The sequence below is a fragment of the Streptomyces fagopyri genome (genome assembly GCF_009498275.1).
GTDB lineage: Bacteria > Actinomycetota > Actinomycetes > Streptomycetales > Streptomycetaceae > Streptomyces > Streptomyces fagopyri.
In genome coordinates, this window is record NZ_CP045643.1 from 4,741,879 (window position 1) to 4,759,129 (window position 17,251).

Annotated in this window: 14 protein-coding genes; 6 read left to right on the top strand and 8 right to left on the bottom strand. The window is 68.5% G+C overall.

Going from position 1 to position 17,251, the window contains the following annotated elements; translation table 11 throughout:
* Window positions 1–6: 6 nt before the first annotated feature.
* From GFH48_RS20380 to GFH48_RS20400, 5 genes are all read left to right on the top strand, one after another.
* Window positions 7–516, top strand: a complete 510-nt coding sequence (locus GFH48_RS20380) for a Jag family protein (RefSeq protein ID WP_153289623.1) — start codon at window positions 7–9, stop codon at window positions 514–516.
* A 162-nt stretch (window positions 517–678) separates the two neighbouring features.
* Window positions 679–1,395, top strand: a complete 717-nt coding sequence (gene rsmG / locus GFH48_RS20385) for a 16S rRNA (guanine(527)-N(7))-methyltransferase RsmG (RefSeq protein WP_153289624.1) — start codon at window positions 679–681, stop codon at window positions 1,393–1,395.
* 354 nt (window positions 1,396–1,749) lie between these two features.
* A complete protein-coding gene (locus GFH48_RS20390) occupies window positions 1,750–2,823 on the top strand; it encodes a ParA family protein (protein WP_153293026.1) in 1,074 nt (357 codons plus the stop codon).
* The gene (locus tag GFH48_RS20395; protein ID WP_153289625.1) at window positions 2,820–3,917 is read left to right on the top strand and encodes a ParB/RepB/Spo0J family partition protein; all 1,098 of its coding nucleotides are present in this window, start codon (window positions 2,820–2,822) and stop codon (window positions 3,915–3,917) included. The genes GFH48_RS20390 and GFH48_RS20395 overlap by 4 nt, the downstream gene beginning before the upstream one ends.
* 331 nt (window positions 3,918–4,248) lie before the next feature.
* Window positions 4,249–4,866, top strand: a complete 618-nt coding sequence (locus GFH48_RS20400) for a GNAT family N-acetyltransferase (RefSeq protein ID WP_153289626.1) — start codon at window positions 4,249–4,251, stop codon at window positions 4,864–4,866.
* Window positions 4,867–5,007: 141 nt separating this feature from the next.
* On the opposite strand, the gene trxA is transcribed toward GFH48_RS20400, so the two are convergent.
* From trxA to GFH48_RS20435, 7 genes are all read right to left on the bottom strand, one after another.
* Window positions 5,008–5,337, bottom strand: coding sequence for a thioredoxin (gene trxA, locus GFH48_RS20405; RefSeq protein WP_153289627.1), 330 nt, complete (start codon window positions 5,335–5,337; stop codon window positions 5,008–5,010).
* Window positions 5,338–5,379: 42 nt separating this feature from the next.
* Window positions 5,380–6,342, bottom strand: a complete 963-nt coding sequence (trxB, locus tag GFH48_RS20410; protein ID WP_153289628.1) for a thioredoxin-disulfide reductase — start codon at window positions 6,340–6,342, stop codon at window positions 5,380–5,382.
* A 183-nt stretch (window positions 6,343–6,525) separates the two neighbouring features.
* Window positions 6,526–7,032, bottom strand: coding sequence for a hypothetical protein (locus GFH48_RS39920; protein WP_322746996.1), 507 nt, complete (start codon window positions 7,030–7,032; stop codon window positions 6,526–6,528).
* 461 nt (window positions 7,033–7,493) lie between these two features.
* Window positions 7,494–8,234, bottom strand: a complete 741-nt coding sequence (sigM, locus tag GFH48_RS20420; RefSeq protein WP_153289630.1) for an RNA polymerase sigma factor SigM — start codon at window positions 8,232–8,234, stop codon at window positions 7,494–7,496.
* A 27-nt stretch (window positions 8,235–8,261) separates the two neighbouring features.
* Complete coding sequence (locus GFH48_RS20425) at window positions 8,262–9,974, bottom strand: protein kinase family protein (RefSeq protein WP_153289631.1); 1,713 nt, start codon at window positions 9,972–9,974, stop codon at window positions 8,262–8,264.
* Between the two features lie 118 nt (window positions 9,975–10,092).
* Entirely contained in the window at window positions 10,093–12,399 is a 2,307-nt protein-coding gene (gene murJ / locus GFH48_RS20430) for a murein biosynthesis integral membrane protein MurJ (RefSeq protein WP_153289632.1), read from the bottom strand.
* Between the two features lie 46 nt (window positions 12,400–12,445).
* Window positions 12,446–14,932, bottom strand: a complete 2,487-nt coding sequence (locus tag GFH48_RS20435) for a DUF6049 family protein (protein ID WP_153289633.1) — start codon at window positions 14,930–14,932, stop codon at window positions 12,446–12,448.
* A 223-nt stretch (window positions 14,933–15,155) separates the two neighbouring features.
* On the opposite strand from GFH48_RS20435, the gene GFH48_RS20440 reads away from it, so the two are divergent.
* Window positions 15,156–16,622 carry a CCA tRNA nucleotidyltransferase gene (locus GFH48_RS20440; protein WP_153289634.1) on the top strand — a complete coding sequence of 489 codons (1,467 nt, stop codon included), beginning with the start codon at window positions 15,156–15,158 and terminating at the stop codon, window positions 16,620–16,622.
* Window positions 16,623–16,742: 120 nt separating this feature from the next.
* Here GFH48_RS20440 and GFH48_RS20445 read toward each other — a convergent pair whose 3' ends face one another.
* Window positions 16,743–17,222 (bottom strand): LppU/SCO3897 family protein, encoded by a 480-nt coding sequence (locus GFH48_RS20445; protein WP_153289635.1) that lies wholly within the window; start codon window positions 17,220–17,222, stop codon window positions 16,743–16,745.
* Window positions 17,223–17,251: the final 29 nt, after the last annotated feature.

Genomic DNA, 17,251 nt, shown 5'->3' on the forward strand with positions numbered 1-17,251 from the left:
CATCCCGTGACGGAAGGCACCATCTCCGCCGCCAGCGAGGGCGACACCCTGACCCGCCTTGAGCAGGAAGGCGAGATCGCGGCGGACTACCTCGAGGGTCTGCTGGACATCGCCGACCTCGACGGCGACATCGACATGGACGTCGAGGCCGACCGCGCCGCTGTCTCGATCATCAGCGACGTCTCCGGCCGCGATCTGCAGAAGCTCGTCGGCCGTGACGGCGAGGTGCTCGAGGCCCTCCAGGAGCTCACGCGCCTGGCTGTCCACCGTGAGACGGGGGACCGCAGCCGGCTGATGCTGGACATCGCGGGCTACCGGGCCAAGAAGCGCGAGGAGCTTTCCGAGCTCGGCGCCAAGGCCGCGGCCGAGGTCAAGAGCTCCGGCGAGCCGGTGAAGATGAAGCCGATGACGCCTTTCGAGCGCAAGGTGGTCCACGATGCGGTGAAGGCTGCGGGGCTGCGCAGCGAGTCCGAGGGCGAGGAGCCGGAGCGCTTCGTCGTCGTTCTTCCCGCCTGATCGGTACGTACGTTTCTCCGGCCCCGTCTGTTGAGCAGGCGGGGCCGAGTTTTGTCAGCCTGGTAGTCCCCGACAGCTGTGGTGGTCCTGACAGCTGTGGTTCCTGATAGTCCTGGTGTTCAGCGCTCAGTGCGCTTATGCGGTACGGAAGGACGGTCCCCCGTGACGGAGGCAGCGGAGCTTCCTCCCGCGCCCGAGCAGGCGCGCGAGGTATTCGGTGATCGCTTCGCGGACGCGGTCCGGTACGCGGAGCTCCTGGCCGAGGCCGGAGTGCAGCGGGGTCTGATCGGCCCGCGTGAAGTGCCCCGCCTGTGGGAGCGGCACCTGCTGAACTGCGCGGTGCTCTCTGAGGTCGTACCCGAGGGCGTGATGGTGTGCGATGTCGGCTCGGGCGCCGGACTGCCCGGAATTCCGCTGGCGCTGGTCCGTGAGGACATCAAGATCACGCTCCTTGAGCCGTTGCTGCGGCGCACGAACTTCCTGACCGAGGTCGTGGAACTTCTCGGACTCGACCATGTGACCGTGGTCCGTGGCCGGGCCGAGGAGGTCATGGGCAAGCTTCCTCCCGTCCACGTGGTGACCGCGCGTGCGGTGGCGCCCCTGGACCGCCTGGCGACCTGGGGGATCCCCCTGCTGCGTCCGTACGGGGAGATGCTCGCCCTGAAGGGCGACACCGCGGAGGAGGAGCTGAAGAGCGCCACAACGGCACTCAGCAAGCTCGGCGCGGTGAAGACCTCCGTCCTCCACGTCGGTGAGGGAGTGGTTGATCCACTCTCCACCGTCGTGCGCGTCGAGGTCGGCGAGAGCCCCGGCGGTGTGCGCTTCGCGGCCAAGCGGGCCAAGGCGGCCCGCACCGGGCGAACACGCCGCCGACGTTGACCCCACGAGGCTGGTCGATCCCACGAGGTCGGTCGATGTCGACTCCCGGCTCCGCATGACGGAGCCGGGATCATTTAGTCACTGCGGCTGACCCGTCCTGACGACGAGCCGTACTCCACACAGCTGCCCCACCATGTCACTCGGAGTGTCGCGCGGTCGTGGCCGTGGCGGCCTTGCATCGTGTTTCACGTGAAACGTCGCTCACTGTTGCACGGCATCATCAGTAGGGGCCGGGCCGCGGCCGAACCCCGCGACCGGCAGCCTCTCGGTTCACTCCGAGAGGGGGTGGAGGTGTCCACAGAGGTGGATTTCTCCACAGAAGCACGGGCCTCGCTGGTTCACGACCCCGAAGGCATGGGAGGCTCTGTTCATTGCGAGCCTGAAGTCGAGGAGAGTGAATCCTTGCGGTCCGACGCCAACATCGCGGGACCGATGACCGATCCGGTCCCCGGTCCCCGTACCGAGTCGATGGGGGCGGATGTTTCACGTGAAACACCGCCTCCGATGGACGACACTCCCATCGGTCGTGCTGCCCAATTGGCAGTGGAGGCGCTAGGTCGCGCCGGCGAGGGTCTGCCCCGGCCCGAGCAGACCCGCGTCATGGTGGTCGCCAACCAGAAGGGCGGGGTGGGTAAGACCACCACCACGGTCAACCTTGCCGCCTCGCTGGCCCTGCACGGCGGTCGGGTCCTCGTGATCGACCTCGACCCTCAGGGCAATGCCTCCACCGCGCTGGGGATCGATCACCATGCCGAGGTTCCTTCCATCTACGACGTCCTGATCGACAGCAGACCACTCTCCGAGGTCGTCCAGCCGGTCCCCGACGTGGAGGGACTCTTCTGCGCCCCTGCCACGATCGATCTCGCCGGCGCAGAGATCGAGCTGGTGTCCCTGGTGGCGCGTGAGAGCCGGCTGGAACGAGCGATCCAGGCCTATGAGCAGCCGCTGGACTACATCCTCATCGACTGCCCGCCGTCGCTCGGTCTCCTGACGGTCAACGCGTTGGTCGCGGGTGCTGAGGTCCTCATCCCCATCCAGTGCGAGTACTACGCGCTGGAAGGGCTCGGGCAGCTCCTGCGCAACGTCGATCTGGTGCGGGGGCACCTCAACCCCGACCTACATGTCTCCACGATCCTTCTCACCATGTACGACGGCCGGACCCGTCTGGCGTCCCAGGTCGCGGAAGAGGTGCGCAGCCACTTCGGTGAGGAGGTGCTGCGGACGAGCATTCCTCGTTCGGTCCGTATCTCCGAGGCCCCCAGCTACGGGCAGACGGTCCTGACCTACGATCCAGGATCAAGTGGTGCCCTCTCGTATCTTGAGGCCGCACGAGAAATCGCCCTCCGAGGAGTCGGTGTGGCGTACGACGCGCAGAACGCCCATCTGGGCGCACAGAACAGTCAGAACCTTGTGGAGGGGATCCAGTGAGCGAGCGACGACGAGGGCTGGGGCGGGGCCTCGGCGCACTGATCCCCGCGGCTCCGACAGGAGACAGGGTGGTGTCCCCGGCGATTGGCGGGCTCTCCACCACACCGGCGAGCGCGCCTCTGCTCACCGCGGAGCGCGGAGTGGCGGGGGCGACGGTGGCCACGCTGCCGCCTGTTTCACAGGAGGGCGATGATCCCTCGTCGAGCGGAGCGCCGGAGATGCCCGCCGCGCCGGTCGGTGCGCACTTCGCCGAGCTGCCGCTCGACTACATCACTCCCAACCCGCGTCAGCCCCGTGAGGTCTTCGACGAGGACGCTCTGTCGGAGCTCGTCACCTCCATCAAGGAGGTCGGGCTTCTCCAGCCCGTCGTCGTGCGCCAGGTAGGGCCGACCCGCTACGAGCTCATCATGGGCGAGCGACGCTTCCGGGCCTGCCGTGAAGCCGGGCTCGACGCCATTCCGGCGATCGTGCGCGCCACCGAGGACGAGAAGCTCCTCCTGGACGCTCTGCTGGAGAACCTGCACCGCGCCCAGCTGAACCCACTGGAAGAAGCGGCCGCCTACGACCAGCTGCTCCAGGACTTCAACTGCACGCACGACCAGCTGGCGGACCGTATCGGGCGGTCTCGTCCGCAGGTCTCCAACACCCTGCGTCTGCTGAAGCTCTCGCCGGCGGTCCAGCGCCGTGTCGCCGCCGGAGTTCTCTCGGCCGGGCACGCGCGGGCCCTGCTCTCCGTCGCTGACTCGGAGGAGCAGGACCGGCTGGCCCACCGCATCGTGGCCGAAGGGCTGTCGGTGCGGGCCGTCGAGGAGATCGTCACCCTGATGGGATCCCGTCCCCAGACGGCTACGCGCTCCAAGGGACCGCGGGCCGGTGCCCGGCTCTCCCCGGCGCTCAGTGATCTCGCCACGCGTCTCTCGGACCGCTTCGAGACGCGAGTGAAGGTGGACCTGGGACAGAAGAAGGGGAAGATCACCGTCGAGTTCGCCTCGATGGACGACCTCGAGCGGATCCTCGGTTCTCTGGCTCCGGGTGAGGGGCCTGTTCTGCAGAGGAGCCTGCTGGACGGCGACGCGGAGGACACGGAGGACTGAGCATTACGGGCCGGGAGATCGCGAGTCCGCTGATCGACCGTCCATAAGAGCGGGTCATGTCCGGTGTGTACCGGAACACGGCCCGCTCTTTGCTTTCTGACGGTATCGATGGAATCGCATCGTGGATACGATGCGATCAGGTACGGCGTATTCACCTGGGCACCTTCATCGGGGAGGCGGGGGCCATGCAAGGCGTGAGCCGTACCGGACTGGTGACCGCGGGCCTGGGCCTTGGGGCGGTCGGCGGGTTCGTCGGTAGCCTGCTCAGGGAGCGAAGCGCTCTGACTGCCGCCCGCGGCGCCGCGGGCGAAGGAAGCGAGGAACATCCTTCATGGGGCGTCGGCTCGTACCGCTCACGCTGGACAACCTTCCAGATCTTCCCCAGCGCTGTCGGGCGTGCGTCTTCTGGGAGCTTGACCCAGTCACTGGGGAAGCCGCGGTAAAGGCGGGAACGTCCGAGCTGGAGAAGGAGTCGTGGATCTCCGCTGTGTTGCTGGAATGGGGATCTTGCGGCCGTGTGGTCTATGTGGACGATGTACCGGTCGGCTTCGTGCTGTACGCGCCCCCGGCGTATGTCCCCCGCGCTACCGCGTTCCCCACGAGCCCGGTCTCACCGGACGCCGTCCAGCTGATGACCGCGTTCATCCTGCCGGGCTATCAGGGCCAGGGACTGGGCCGCGTGATGGTCCAGACGGTCGCCAAGGATCTGATCCGCCGGGGCTTCAAGGCGATCGAGGCTTTCGGGGACGCGCGCTGGAGAGAACCGGCCTGTGTGCTGCCGGCGGACCATCTTCTGGCGGTGGGCTTCAAGACGGTGCGGCCCCACCCCGCATACCCGCGTCTGAGGCTGGAGCTGCGTACGACGCTCTCCTGGAAGGAAGACGTGGAGATGGCGCTGGACCGTCTCCTCGGGGTGGTGCAGAAGGAACCGGCGCTTCGCCCGTTGTAGCAGGCTGGGCTCGTCGATCCGGGGCTCCGTACGGAGGATCGGTGCCTGAGCCGGTACAGCAAATGGGCCAGCCCTTCTGGGCCGGCCCATTCGTGTTTCACGTGAAACATACGCCGCAGGTGCGCGGCTGCTCATCGACTACTAGGCGATGAAGTCCTCAAGGTCCCGAACGATCGCGGCCTTCGGCTTGGCACCCACGATGGTCTTGGCGACCTCGCCACCCTGGTAGACGTTCAGCGTCGGGATGGACATGACGCCGTACTTGGCGGCTGTACCCGGGTTCTCGTCGATGTTGAGCTTGACGATCTCGATCTTGTCGCCGTACTCGGCGGCGATCGCCTCGAGGGACGGCGCGATCTGGCGGCACGGACCGCACCAGGCGGCCCAGAAGTCCACCAGGACGGGCTTGTCGCTCTTGAGGACGTCCTGCTCGAAGGAATCGTCGGTCACGTTCTTGAGGGTGCCGGCCACGGCGGGCTCCTTAACTCGTTGGTGCGGTGGGGCGGACGGGGGTCAGACGGTGGCAGCCGCGGCGGTCTCGCTGTCCGCGAGGGCAGCGAGGTAGCGCTCGGCGTCGAGGGCGGCGGAGCAGCCGGTGCCGGCCGCGGTGATGGCCTGGCGGTACGTGTGGTCGACAACGTCGCCGGCGCCGAAGACACCGGTGAGGTTCGTGCGGGTCGAGGGCGCTTCGACCTTGAGGTAGCCCTCGTCGTCCAGGTTGAGCTGGCCCTTGAAGAGCTCGGTGCGCGGGTCGTGGCCGATCGCGATGAAGAGACCGGTCACCGGCAGATCGGAGATCTCGCCCGTCTTCAGGTTCCGCAGCTTCAGTCCGGCGAGCTTGGGGTCACCCTCGATCTCGGCGACTTCGCTGTCCCAGACGAACTTGATCTTCGGGTCGGCGAAGGCCCGCTCCTGCATGGCCTTGGAGGCGCGCAGGCTGTCGCGACGGTGGACGATCGTCACGGACTTGGCGAAGCGGGAGAGGAAGGTGGCCTCTTCCATCGCGGTGTCACCGCCGCCGATCACGGCGATGTCCTGGTCCTTGAAGAAGAAGCCGTCACAGGTGGCACACCAGGAGACGCCGCGTCCGGAGAGGGCGTCCTCGCGGGGCAGGCCCAGCTTGCGGTGCTGCGAGCCCGTGGTGACGATGACTGCCTTGGCGCGGTGCACGGTGCCGGCGGTGTCCGTGACGGTCTTGATCTCTCCGGACAGATCGACGGCGACGACGTCGTCCGGCACCAGCTCGGCGCCGAAGCGCTCCGCCTGGCCGCGCATGTTGTCCATGAGCTCGGGGCCCATGATGCCGTCCTGGAAGCCGGGGAAGTTCTCCACCTCGGTGGTGTTCATCAGTGCGCCACCGGCGGTGACGGCGCCCTCGAAGACCAGCGGCTTCAGCGACGCGCGCGCGGTGTAGAGCGCTGCCGTGTAGCCGGCAGGCCCGGACCCGATGATGATCACGTTACGGACGTCGCTCACGGCTTCATTCCTCGTCTCTGGAGACTGCTACGTACTGCCGGTGGGAGCCTCTCTCAGAACTCTCACCCATCCAACGGATCCTAAGGGGCGCGCATTCCCGCTGTGTCCGGGCACACGGAGATAGGACACCGCACAGAGATCCCACGGGGTTCCTGGGGAAGGGGCGACTCTGTGGGTACGCGGTCAGGAGCGGGTGTACGAGTGAGTCAGCAGGAGCTTGCCGGGGGATGTTCCCCCCGGTTTCTCGCAGGCCGCGTCGACGATGTACGCCGTCACCTTCGTACTGTCCGAGGTGTCCGGCAGCACGACGAGATAGACACTCGTTCCCTTGTAGGTGCCCTTCTCCGCGGCGAGGACGGCCCCGGTGCTTCCGGTCCCCTGCTGCACACAGTCCGGGATCTGCACCGCAGGCGTGATCAAGGTGTCCACGCCGCCGGACCCGCTCTCCACGCCGTTGGACTGGACTCCCCACGGATACTTCGAACCGCCGGAGCGGTCGCTGCCCTTCTTGTTCTTCGCGAGGAGGTCGGAGACCCGGTTCTGCAGCGTTCCTTCGGAGTAGGTGTCCTTCGGTCCCTGCTGCGTGGCCGTCTGAGGGCTTTTGCTCGAGCCGTCATCGCCGAGCGTCTGGAAGAAGATCGCGCCCAGCCCCAGAGCGGCGGCCGTGAACGCCGTGCCGATGAGGGCCACCTTGCGGCGTCCTGGACCTCCTCGACGCGACCGGCCTGGACCGGTGGCCGCGTGGGAGTGTCCGGAGGGTCGGCTCACGGAGGGGGCCGAACCGGGGGCGGTCTGGGCACTGGAGACACCGGTGCCTGATGTTTCACGTGCATCGGTGACCGATGTTTCACGTGAAACAGCGAGCCGCTCGTCCGCCCCGGATGCGTGTGTGGGGGCTGCGGTACTCAGCAGCGCCTCCGCGGCCAATGCGGCATCGATGCGGCCGGCCACGTCGTCGGGCATCCGCGTCGGTCCCGGAAGGGTACCGAGCAGCCCACGGATCTCCTCCAGGGAGTCGTACACGTCCGCGCAGAGCGCACAGTCGTCCAGATGCCGTCGAACGTCCGCGGTTCGGGAGGGCGGGAGCAGACCTTCGGTGAGGTCGGAGATCTCCGCGACATCCGGGTGCCCGGCCGTATCCGTCGTGGATGTCACGCTCGCCCACCTCCGCCCTTCACAGCAGCTGAATCGCTTGGCCCTGCGTCGTGGGGACCCGCATCGTGCGGTCCCGCTGCCGGTGGGACGGATGCCCCCTGCGTCCGGTTCCTTCCGTCCTCCGATTTGTTGGCGCCCGCTGCGCGCCTGCTTCTCCCGTTCTCCGGGCGGAGGTGGGTGAGCAGGGGGAGCAGTCTGGCTCGGCCCCGGGCGCAGCGGCTCTTCACCGTGCCGACGGGCACGTCGAGGATGGTCGCCGCCTCTGCCACGGGGTAGCCCTGCATGTCCACGAGAACGAGGGCGGCGCGCTGATCGGCCGGCAGGGTGCCCAGGGCCGTCACTAGTTCACGGTGCAGATCGTTGCGCTCGGCCGGAGCGGAGGCGGACTCGTGCGGTTCGAGGAGTTGTTCAAGACGTTCGGCGTCGTCGACGGGGGAGGTCTTCCTGGAGGCGGCCTTGCGGGCGCGGTCCAGACAGGCGTTCACGGTGATGCGGTGCAGCCAGGTCGTGACGGCCGACTGGCCACGGAAGGTGTGGGCGGCCCGGTATGCGGAGACCAGTGCGTCCTGTACGGCGTCAGCGGCCTCCTCACGGTCTCCCAGCGTCCGCAGGGCCACCGCCCAGAGCCGGTCACGGTGACGCCGTACAAGCTCACCGAAGGCCTCCGGGTCGCCGTCGACGTGACGGGTGAGGAGGTCCTGGTCGCTGGCATCGGCGTACGCGGCTTCATCGGCCATCGGACCCCCTCCCCCTTTGCGTGAGCGTCAGCCGGTGAACTTCACGTCGGTGATGGCCTGCTTGTAGCCGGCGTTGCTGTACTGGTCTCCGGACGCGTAGGGCATCGCCGTGATCCAGAGCAGTACGTACTGCGTCTTGACCTTCTTGGTGACCGTGATCTTGGCGGTAGTGCCGGTCGTGGTGATGGTCCCGATCCTCGTCATCGAATCCACCGGGGTCGAGGAACTCGTCGAGTCGGTCGCGTAAAGACCGATCGTGGTGTGGTCACCGGGGTACCGGAGCCCTATGGAAGCCGCCGTGAGGGTCTGCGGCGAGCCGAGGTCGTAGGCGACGCCGACGCCGGGCTTGTAGGCCGGATTCATGTTCGGACCGTCCACGAAGCTCTTGCTCCGCCAGAACGTCGAGCTGTCCCCGTCGTACGTCTTGCCCACGTCTCCGGCCGCCTGGGGGGAGCCCTTGGCGACGTACTCCTGGGCGGCCTTGATGGTGATCGGCTTGACCGGCTTGGTCTTCTCGCTGTTCTTGTCGTTGCCGTCCGTCGTGCGTGTCGGCTGGGTGTCGTCGGACTTGCCGCGGTCCATCAGCGCGTCCGCGAGCTGCCAGCTGCCGAGGCCCAGGGCGGCGATGAGGAGCGCCGACACCGTCCACTTGAGGGCCTTGCCGGTACGGCTCTGCAGCGGGGGCGGCGGGGCCGACACCGGCTGGGTGACGTGCGCCGAGGGGCGCCCGTAGTTGCCCTGCTGGTACGACGTGCGCTGGTACTCCGGCGGTGCGGTGAACGCGGGCTCCGGCGGCCGGATGCGGGGCATCTCGGCGATCGCCTTCACCAGCTCCTCCGGCGTGGTGCAGGGGGACTCGTGACGAGAGGCCGTCGCGCCGTCGTTGGCGAGCGCGCGCATGGCGAGCTCGGACAGGCCGCGGTGGACGCCCGCTCGCACCTGGTCCGGTGCGATCAGGCCGACTCCCTTGGGAAGCCCGGACAGGCCGTACGCGTCGCTCTCGTAGGGCCAGCGCTGGGTGAGCGTGGCGTACAGGAGCGCGCCGATCGCCTCGGTGTCCGTGCGCTGGGGGGTGTTGGAGCTGATGCCGCGCAGCGCGGCGTTCACGGCGAGCCCGCGGATGCGCCACTGGCCACTGGACGTGCGCAGCACGGCGCTCGGGGTCAGCCGCAGATGTGCGAGGCCCTCACGGTGTGCGGCGGCCATGGCCTGGGAGACCTGGGTGACCATCTGGTAGGCCTCATGGACCTCCAGCGGCCCCGCGGCCAGGAGCGCTGTCAGCTCCGTGGCGTCCGGCAGCCACTCGTGGACGACATAGACGAGATCGTCCTCCTCGACCGCGTCGAGGACCTGGACGAAGCGGGGATCGCCCAGCAGGGCCGAGGAACGGGCCGCCGCCAGTACCGAGCGGGCCCGCGGATGGTCGGCGGGCAGCAGATGCACGCCGACGGCGCGGCGCAGCTTCTCGTCCACCGCACGCCAACTGCTGAAGCCGTCCAGACGGGTGACGCACTCCTCGAGGCGGTACCTCCTGGCCAGCTTGTGGCCGCTGTGCAGTTCCGGCGGTGAGACCTTCCCGGGACTCTCGGTCCCGCCGCTCCCCTGTGCCTCTTCGCTTTCCGTCTCCCGCTCCCGGTCCTGGGCCACCCCGTCGGACGTGGACTGGCCCGCCTTGGCGGTCAGCGGCTCATCGCCACTGTTGTCTGCCACGTCGACGGCAGCTGTGCTCCGTTCCGCCACCGTCGTACCCGCCTCCCCATTCCATGCGCGCTGTCCGACGCAGAAACCAATTGTGCCCACAGTCCGGCGCTATGCACGACACACGGCGACGGACGATGGTTGTGCGCTTACCCCCGCCTCAGCGCCCCAGGCGCCCGCGGACCATTCCGACCATCGAGTTGAGTTCTTCGATGCGCATCTTCCGCGCGGCGACGTAGAAGACGCCGAACAGGACGACGCTGCCGCCGAGCAGGGCGGCGAAGGAGCCGCCGACCCCCTGTCCCAGCGTCTGTGCGATTCCGTAGCAGGCGGCGCCGCTGAGCAGCGCCGCCGGGACCGAGGCGATACCGAGCCTGGCGTAGGTGCGCAGGACGCGGGCACCGTCCAGGTCGCCGCCCAGCCTCTTGCGCAGCCTGTTCCAGGCGACCCCGACGCCGATCGCGTAGGCGAGGCCGTAGGAGGCGGCCATGCCGACGACGGCCCAGCGGGCGGGGAGCACGAAGAAGCACACGGCCGAGGCCACGGCGTTGAAGACCGCCACGATGACCGTGTTGTAGAAGGGGGTCCGGGTGTCCTCGTACGCGTAGAAGGCACGGAGCACGACGTACTGCACGGAGAACGGGATGAGACCGAGGCCGAAGGCCATCAGCATGTAGCCCATGTTGGTGGCCGGCGCGATGCCCGAGGACCCGAAGATCAGGGTGCACATCGGGATGCCGAGGGAGAGGAAGCCGAAGGCGATCGGCACGATCGCCACGGCCGTCGTCCGCAGCCCCTGGGAGATGTCGTCGCGCACCGCGCCGCTGTCGCCCTCGTGCGCCGACCGGGAGATCCGCGGCAGCAGGGCGGCCATCAGGGAGACCGTGATGATCGCCTGGGGCAGACCCCAGATCAGCTGGGCGTTGGCGTAGGCGGCGAAGCCGGTTCCCTTGACGGAGTGCTGGCCCGCCGCGGTGGACAGCTGGGTGACGACCATCGCGCCCGCCTGGTTGGCGAGGACGAAGAGCACGGTCCACTTGGCGAGCATCGCGGCCTTGCCGAGGCCGTGGCCCTTCCAGTCGAAACGCAACCGCATCCTGAAGCCGGTCTCGCGCAGGTACGGGATCATCGCCAGGGCCTGGACGACGAGGCCGAGGAGGACACCGACACCGAGGAGCCGCTGGCCCTCCAGCGGGATGTTGTCGACGGTCATCCCGGAGTGCGCGGCGCTGCCGTACACCCAGATGAACATGCCGAGCGTCACGATGATGACGATGTTGTTCAGGACCGGGGTCCACATCATCGCGCCGAACTTGCCGCGTGCGTTGAGGACCTGCCCCATCACCACGTGGATGCCCATGAAGAAGATCGAGGGCAGGAAGTAGCGGGTGAAGGTGACGGCTACCTCGTTGGCCGCGGGGTTGGTGGCGACGGAGTTCGACAGCAAGCGGACCAGGAGCGGCGCGGCGAGCATCGCGAGCGCCGTCAGCAGGCCGAGCGCGACCATCACGAGGGTCAGCAGACGGTTGGCGAAGGCCTCGCCGCCGTCGTCGTCGTCCTTCATCGCGCGGACCAGCTGCGGCACGAAGACGGAGTTCAGGCCACCGCCCACGGTCAGGATGTAGATCATCGTCGGCAGCTGGTAGGCGACCTGGAAGGAGTCGCCCAGTACGCCGAGGCCCAGGGCCGAGACGATCAGCGCGGAGCGGATGAAGCCGGTGAGCCGGGACACCAGGGTGCCGGCCGCCATGACGGCGCTCGACTTCAGCAGACCAGAGGCGCGCCCGCCCTTCTTCGCGGCGGCCGTGGGGGCGGGCGGCGCCGTGGTGGGGGTGAGCTGCATCGTCTGCTCGGACAGCGGGCCGGGAGGTTGTGCCACCGGCGGGCCCTGGCGCACCGACGGTGCCGGTGCCGTGGGTGCAGCGCCCTCCATGGACGATCGGACGCCGCCTTGCCGCTGGTCACGGAAGAGGTGGGCGAACGCGTCGGTTTCGGGCTGCTGCTCGGCGGCCTGTGTGACGAGGTCGTCGACGCCGACGAACTGGGTGGTGCGGGCGTCCTCGCCGTACGGCAGGTGCCGGCTGGGACCCGCCGGCTCCGGCGGAGGCGTCTGGGCCCACACACGGGGGTCGGGGGCGTGCTGCGCGGTGGGCGGCTGGGCGTAGAGCGGCTGCTGCGGGTAGTACGTCCCCGCGGGCGGCGGGGGGTGTGCGGCACGGTCGTAGAGCGCCTCGGTCACCGGATCCTGGGCGGCGAGATCCTGCCCGCCGTACGGGTCCTGGTCGTAGGCGTCCTGGAAGTACATGTCCGGGTAGTGCCCCTGCGGCACCTGACCGGGCTCGGCCGGAGGCACCTCCGGGTAGCCCTCGGGGTAGCCGGAGTTCCCCGCGCCCTGCTCGGGGCGGCCCTCGGGGTGCCCCGAGCTGCCCGCGCCCTGACCGCGGTCACCGTCGTACGGCGCGTTCATGGTTACCCCACCTCATCGTCCCCGGGCCCACCGGCCACGACATCGCTCAACGGTCCACTCTCTCACCCGTGCCGGACGGGTCGGTGCTTTCCGGTGCGGTGTCCGGTGCGGGGTCACTCGGGTGCTCCGGGGCGTCTGCCCCGTGCTCCGCCGTGGATTCCCCGTCGGGACCGTCCTTGGAGCGCTCGGTGTCCTCAACAGTGTCTACGGTGCCTGCGGCGTCCCCGTTCAGGCTGTTCACGCCGTCCTGGCCGTCCTCGCCGGCCTTGCCGTTCCCGTCCGTGACCTCGGCGTCGGTTCCGCCCTCGGTGTCCGGGGCGTTCTCCCGCTCCTCCTCGGCCTGCCGGGCCGCGGCGCGCTTGCGCTGCGTGTACATCCGGAATCCGGCGAGTACGAGGAGCAGCACGCCGCCGCCGATGACCAGCATGACCGTGGGGGTGATCTCGGTGACCTTGACCTCGAACCGCACGTCGGGGCCGTATGCCTGGCCGTCCTCGGTGAACAGCTGGGCGCTCACCGTCACCGGACCGTTGGCCTTGGCGGAGGTGGTGAACTTCACGGACTGGCTGTGCTCGCCCGAGACCTGGATCGGCTGCTCGTCGTAGGCGCCGTTGCCGATCTTGAGGCGGGTGGGCTGCTTCGACGTGAGGCGCAGTACCAGGTGGTGGACGCCCTGTACGAGGTTGTTCTGCACCGTCACGGGGATCGTGGCACTGCGGCCCGACAGCTTCGCGTCGGACTTTTTGATCAGCTTGACGAGACCGGTGAGGTCCTCGAGATAGTTCTTCACCCCGTCGCGGAAGGTCTTCCCCTGGGTGGCACGGCCGCGCCAGGACGTCGACATGCCCCGGTCCATGGCCCGGCCGAACGGCGTCACGACGCGGGACTTGTCGGTGAGGATGACCGTGAAGTTGTCGAGGCTGCGCTGCGTCTCCTGGATCGTCTCGAAGTCCTCCCGCTGCAGCTCCTGCTTCTTGAGGGAGGACGGGTACGAGTCCGCCGAGGGGATCCTCGTCGTGGCGTCCGGATCCGGTTTGGCCTTGGCGGCCGCGGACAGGCCCTGGGTGTCGGACCAGTTTCCGTTCTGGAGCGCCTTCACCGCCGTCGCCATCGTCTGCGCCTGGCTCACGGACGGCATGCGCTGCGGCGCGACGACGATGCTGCGCTGGTCGTTCGGCTCCTGGAGGTTGAGCGCGAGAGCCTGCGCCAGGAACTCCTGAACGGCCGACGTGGAGTTCTCGGGCTTCGTCAGGTCGCCCTGGAACTCGGTCGACAGTCGGGCGTCCGCGACCACCGCCGTCGTGCCGCCGCCGATGGGGCGGGCCGCATTGGGGGTGTACGTCAGTCCGCCGGTCTCGCGGAGGCTGTCGCTGCGGGTGATGACCTTGTCGGCGCCGGCGGAGGTGGCGACCTTGACGATCGACGGGTCGATGGCGCCGTCCACGGGCCACGCGAAGTCGGTCTCCGGCTTCACGTGGATGATCGTGTCCACGGTGTCGGAGGCCACGGCGGTGGCGTCCTTGAGATGACCCAGGGAGTCGCCGACGTTCTTGCCGTGGTGCGCCAGCGACGCGAGGTCCGGGTCGGCGAAGGGGAGTGCGACCACTTCCTTGTCGGAGACGGTCTTCTCGAGCTTGTCGAGCCACTCCTTGGCGACGGCCTGGTTCTTGCCGGCCGTCGTGGTGTCGCCGTCCTTGATCTGGTAATTGCGGGTCATGGCGTCGACCGAGGCCAGCAGGTCCGGATCGAGGACCCAGGTGACGTCGAGATCGCCGCCCAGCGCCAGGAGCTGGTCGAGGCGGCCTCCCGGGGCGATCTCCTTGGCCAGGTCGTCGTTCTGGAAGACGGGGGTCTGCTGGGCGTCCGAGCCGGTCTCCGCCCTGAGGTGGACCGTCGAGATCAGCGGCCAGAGGTACGTCGTCTTCGTCCTCTTGTCCACGCCCTCGGGCTGCCAGGGCAGGAACGTCCGCTCGATCCCGAGCACGTGCTCCCAGGGTTCCGCGGAGGTCTGGCCCGAGAGGGAGACGCCCAGCTGGTACACGCCGTCGGAGCCGAGATCGAGGTCCTTGACGGGGACCGAGATACTGAACCGCTGCGAGACGCCGGCGGGGAGCTCGGAGAACTTCTGGACGTACTTGCCACCGACCTCCAAGGGGTCGAGCCCCGGCTGGAACCCGGTGCGCTCGGCGGCGTCGTCGATGGCGACCCGGCCGCTGAGGGCGGAGCCCACCCGCAGCCCCACATGAGCGTCGGTGACCGTCTGCTTGCCCTTGTTGGTGATCGAGCCGGAGACGGTGATCGTGTCGCCGTCCGTGGGGGCGCTGGGGCTCAGGGAGTCGAGGGAGACGTCGACCGTCCTCGACCCGCTGGCGGCGGCCACAGCGGCCGTCTCCGCCGCGTGTGCGGCCGGAGAGGCGGGCAGCTGGAGCACTCCGGCCAGGAGGGGCGCCCCGGCCAGCAGTGCGCCGGTGCGCCGCAACCACCGGTGGGCAGGTGAGGGACTCGTCCCCTGGAAGTCTGCCGCCTCGGCCACGCGCTCGCCCGTCCCTCGTCGTCGTCAGTGGTCGTCGGAATGTGCGTCCACGCATGGTAACGATGCGCGCTGAGGGGAAGTGCCGCGGAGTGCTCCGCAAGATCGGAAGACTGGGTCGACTGTCCCGAATGTGCGTGTATTGAGACCCGTGTAAAAGGGAGGACGCCTGTGCACGTTTTATGGAGGCGCCCCGGAGTGCCCCGGCCACGTACCCTTTTCTGTTGTGCCGAACGCCAACGAAGACAACCCCAGTGCCCTGAGCCAGGTGCAGCACCGCGCGGTGAGTGAACTGCTGCGGGTGTCCCCTGTCGCCGACGACCTCGCCCTCCGATTCCAGGAGGCCGGGTTCTCCCTCGCCCTCGTCGGCGGCTCGGTCCGGGACGCGCTCCTCGGCCGGCTCGGCAACGACCTGGACTTCACCACGGATGCCCGCCCCGAGGACGTACTGAAGATCGTGCGCCCCTGGGCGGACGCGGTCTGGGAGGTCGGGATCGCCTTCGGCACCGTAGGCGCGCAGAAGGACGCCCTCGTGGGCGACGTACGGCAGTCCTTCCAGATCGAGATCACGACGTACCGTTCCGAGGCGTACGACCGGACGTCCCGCAAGCCCGAGGTGTCCTACGGCGACTCGATCGAGGAAGATCTCGTCCGCCGCGACTTCACGGTGAACGCGATGGCCGTCGCACTGCCGGAGAAGAAGTTCATCGATCCGCACGGGGGCCGGGACGATCTGGCCGGCAGGGTGCTGCGCACCCCGGGAACGCCCGAGCAGTCCTTCTCCGACGATCCGCTGCGGATGATGCGGGCCGCACGGTTCGCGGCTCAGCTCGACTTCGAGGTGGCCCCGGACGTCGTTGCTGCGATGACGGACATGGCAGGACGTATCGAGATCGTCTCGGCGGAACGGGTACGGGACGAGCTCAACAAGCTCGTTCTCTCCGCGCACCCGCGCAAGGGCCTGACGCTGCTCGTCGACACCGGCCTCTCGGCCCATGTGCTGCCCGAACTCCCCGCCCTGCGGCTGGAGAGTGACGAGCACCACCGGCACAAGGACGTCTACGATCACAGCCTGATCGTCCTGGAGCAGGCCATGGCGCTGGAGGAGAACGGCCCCGACCTGACCCTGAGGCTGGCCGCGCTTCTGCATGACATCGGCAAGCCGAGGACCCGGCGCTTCGAGAGCGACGGACGTGTCTCCTTCCACCACCACGAGATGGTGGGCGCGAAGATGACCAAGAAGCGGATGTCGGAGCTCAAGTACTCGAACGAGCTGGTGAAGGACGTTTCCCGGCTGGTCGAACTCCATCTGCGGTTCCACGGGTACGGCACCGGCGAGTGGACCGACTCCGCGGTGCGTCGCTACGTGCGGGACGGGGGTCCACTTCTCGACCGTCTGCACAAGCTGACCCGCTCCGACTGCACCACGCGCAACAAACGCAAGGCGACCGCACTGTCGCGGGCGTATGACGGCCTGGAGGAGCGCATCGCCCAGCTCCAGGAGCAGGAAGAGCTGGACTCGATCCGGCCCGACCTCGACGGCAATCAGATCATGGAGATCCTGGGCATCGGCCCGGGTCCGGCGATCGGCCAGGCGTACAAGTTCCTGCTGGAGCTGCGACTGGAGAACGGCCCGATGGAACATGATGCGGCGATGACGGCACTCAAGGAGTGGTGGGCCGAGCAGGGCTGAGGCTCATGCCTGTGGGGTCATGTTTCACGTGAAACATGACCCCACAGGCATGAGCTGGAGCGTGGCGAGGGGTGGTGTTTCACGTGAAACACCACCCCTCGCCCCATACGCCCGGTGCCGCTACTTGTTCTCCTTCAGGCAGAGCACCACGTCGTGGCCACCGCCGGACTGGATGTAGGAGATCGTCGCGGCGGCGACATCCTTGCACTTGGTGTCGTCGCTGGTGTTGTCGAACTTCTCGACGACCTTGTACTGCGCGTCGCCCGAGGAGCAGTCGACCGTCTTGAGGTCGGCCTTGGAGTCCGTGCCGTCGTTGTGCATGCAGTTGCCCACCGACGCGGTCTCCGCGTCGCTCTGGCCGAGGTACCACTTCACCCCGTACACGGCCAGGGCGACGAGTATCAGCGCGACGATGCGCAGCGCCTTCTTGCCGCCCCGCTTCGCCGGCGCGGGCGCCGGCGGGGGCACCGGGGCGCCCTGGTTGGGAAACGGCGCGTAGGGCTGCTGCGGGGGAACCCCCGGCTGGCCGGGCTGCTGCCCCATGGGAGCGGTGGGCTGCTGGGCGTACGGGTTCTGGCCGTGGGGCGGCGGAGTAGCCATGGAGGGTCCCCCCTGGGACGTAGGCGCGT

Coding starts and splice junctions, on each gene's coding strand:
- GFH48_RS20390 (WP_153293026.1), top strand. CDS start 1,750: ATGGGAGGCTCTGTTCATTGCGAGCCTGAAGTCGAGGAGAGTGAATCC.
- GFH48_RS20400 (WP_153289626.1), top strand. CDS start 4,249: ATGGGGCGTCGGCTCGTACCGCTCACGCTGGACAACCTTCCAGATCTT.
- GFH48_RS20445 (WP_153289635.1), bottom strand. CDS start 17,222: ATGGCTACTCCGCCGCCCCACGGCCAGAACCCGTACGCCCAGCAGCCC.
- sigM (WP_153289630.1), bottom strand. CDS start 8,234: ATGGCCGATGAAGCCGCGTACGCCGATGCCAGCGACCAGGACCTCCTC.
- murJ (WP_153289632.1), bottom strand. CDS start 12,399: ATGAACGCGCCGTACGACGGTGACCGCGGTCAGGGCGCGGGCAGCTCG.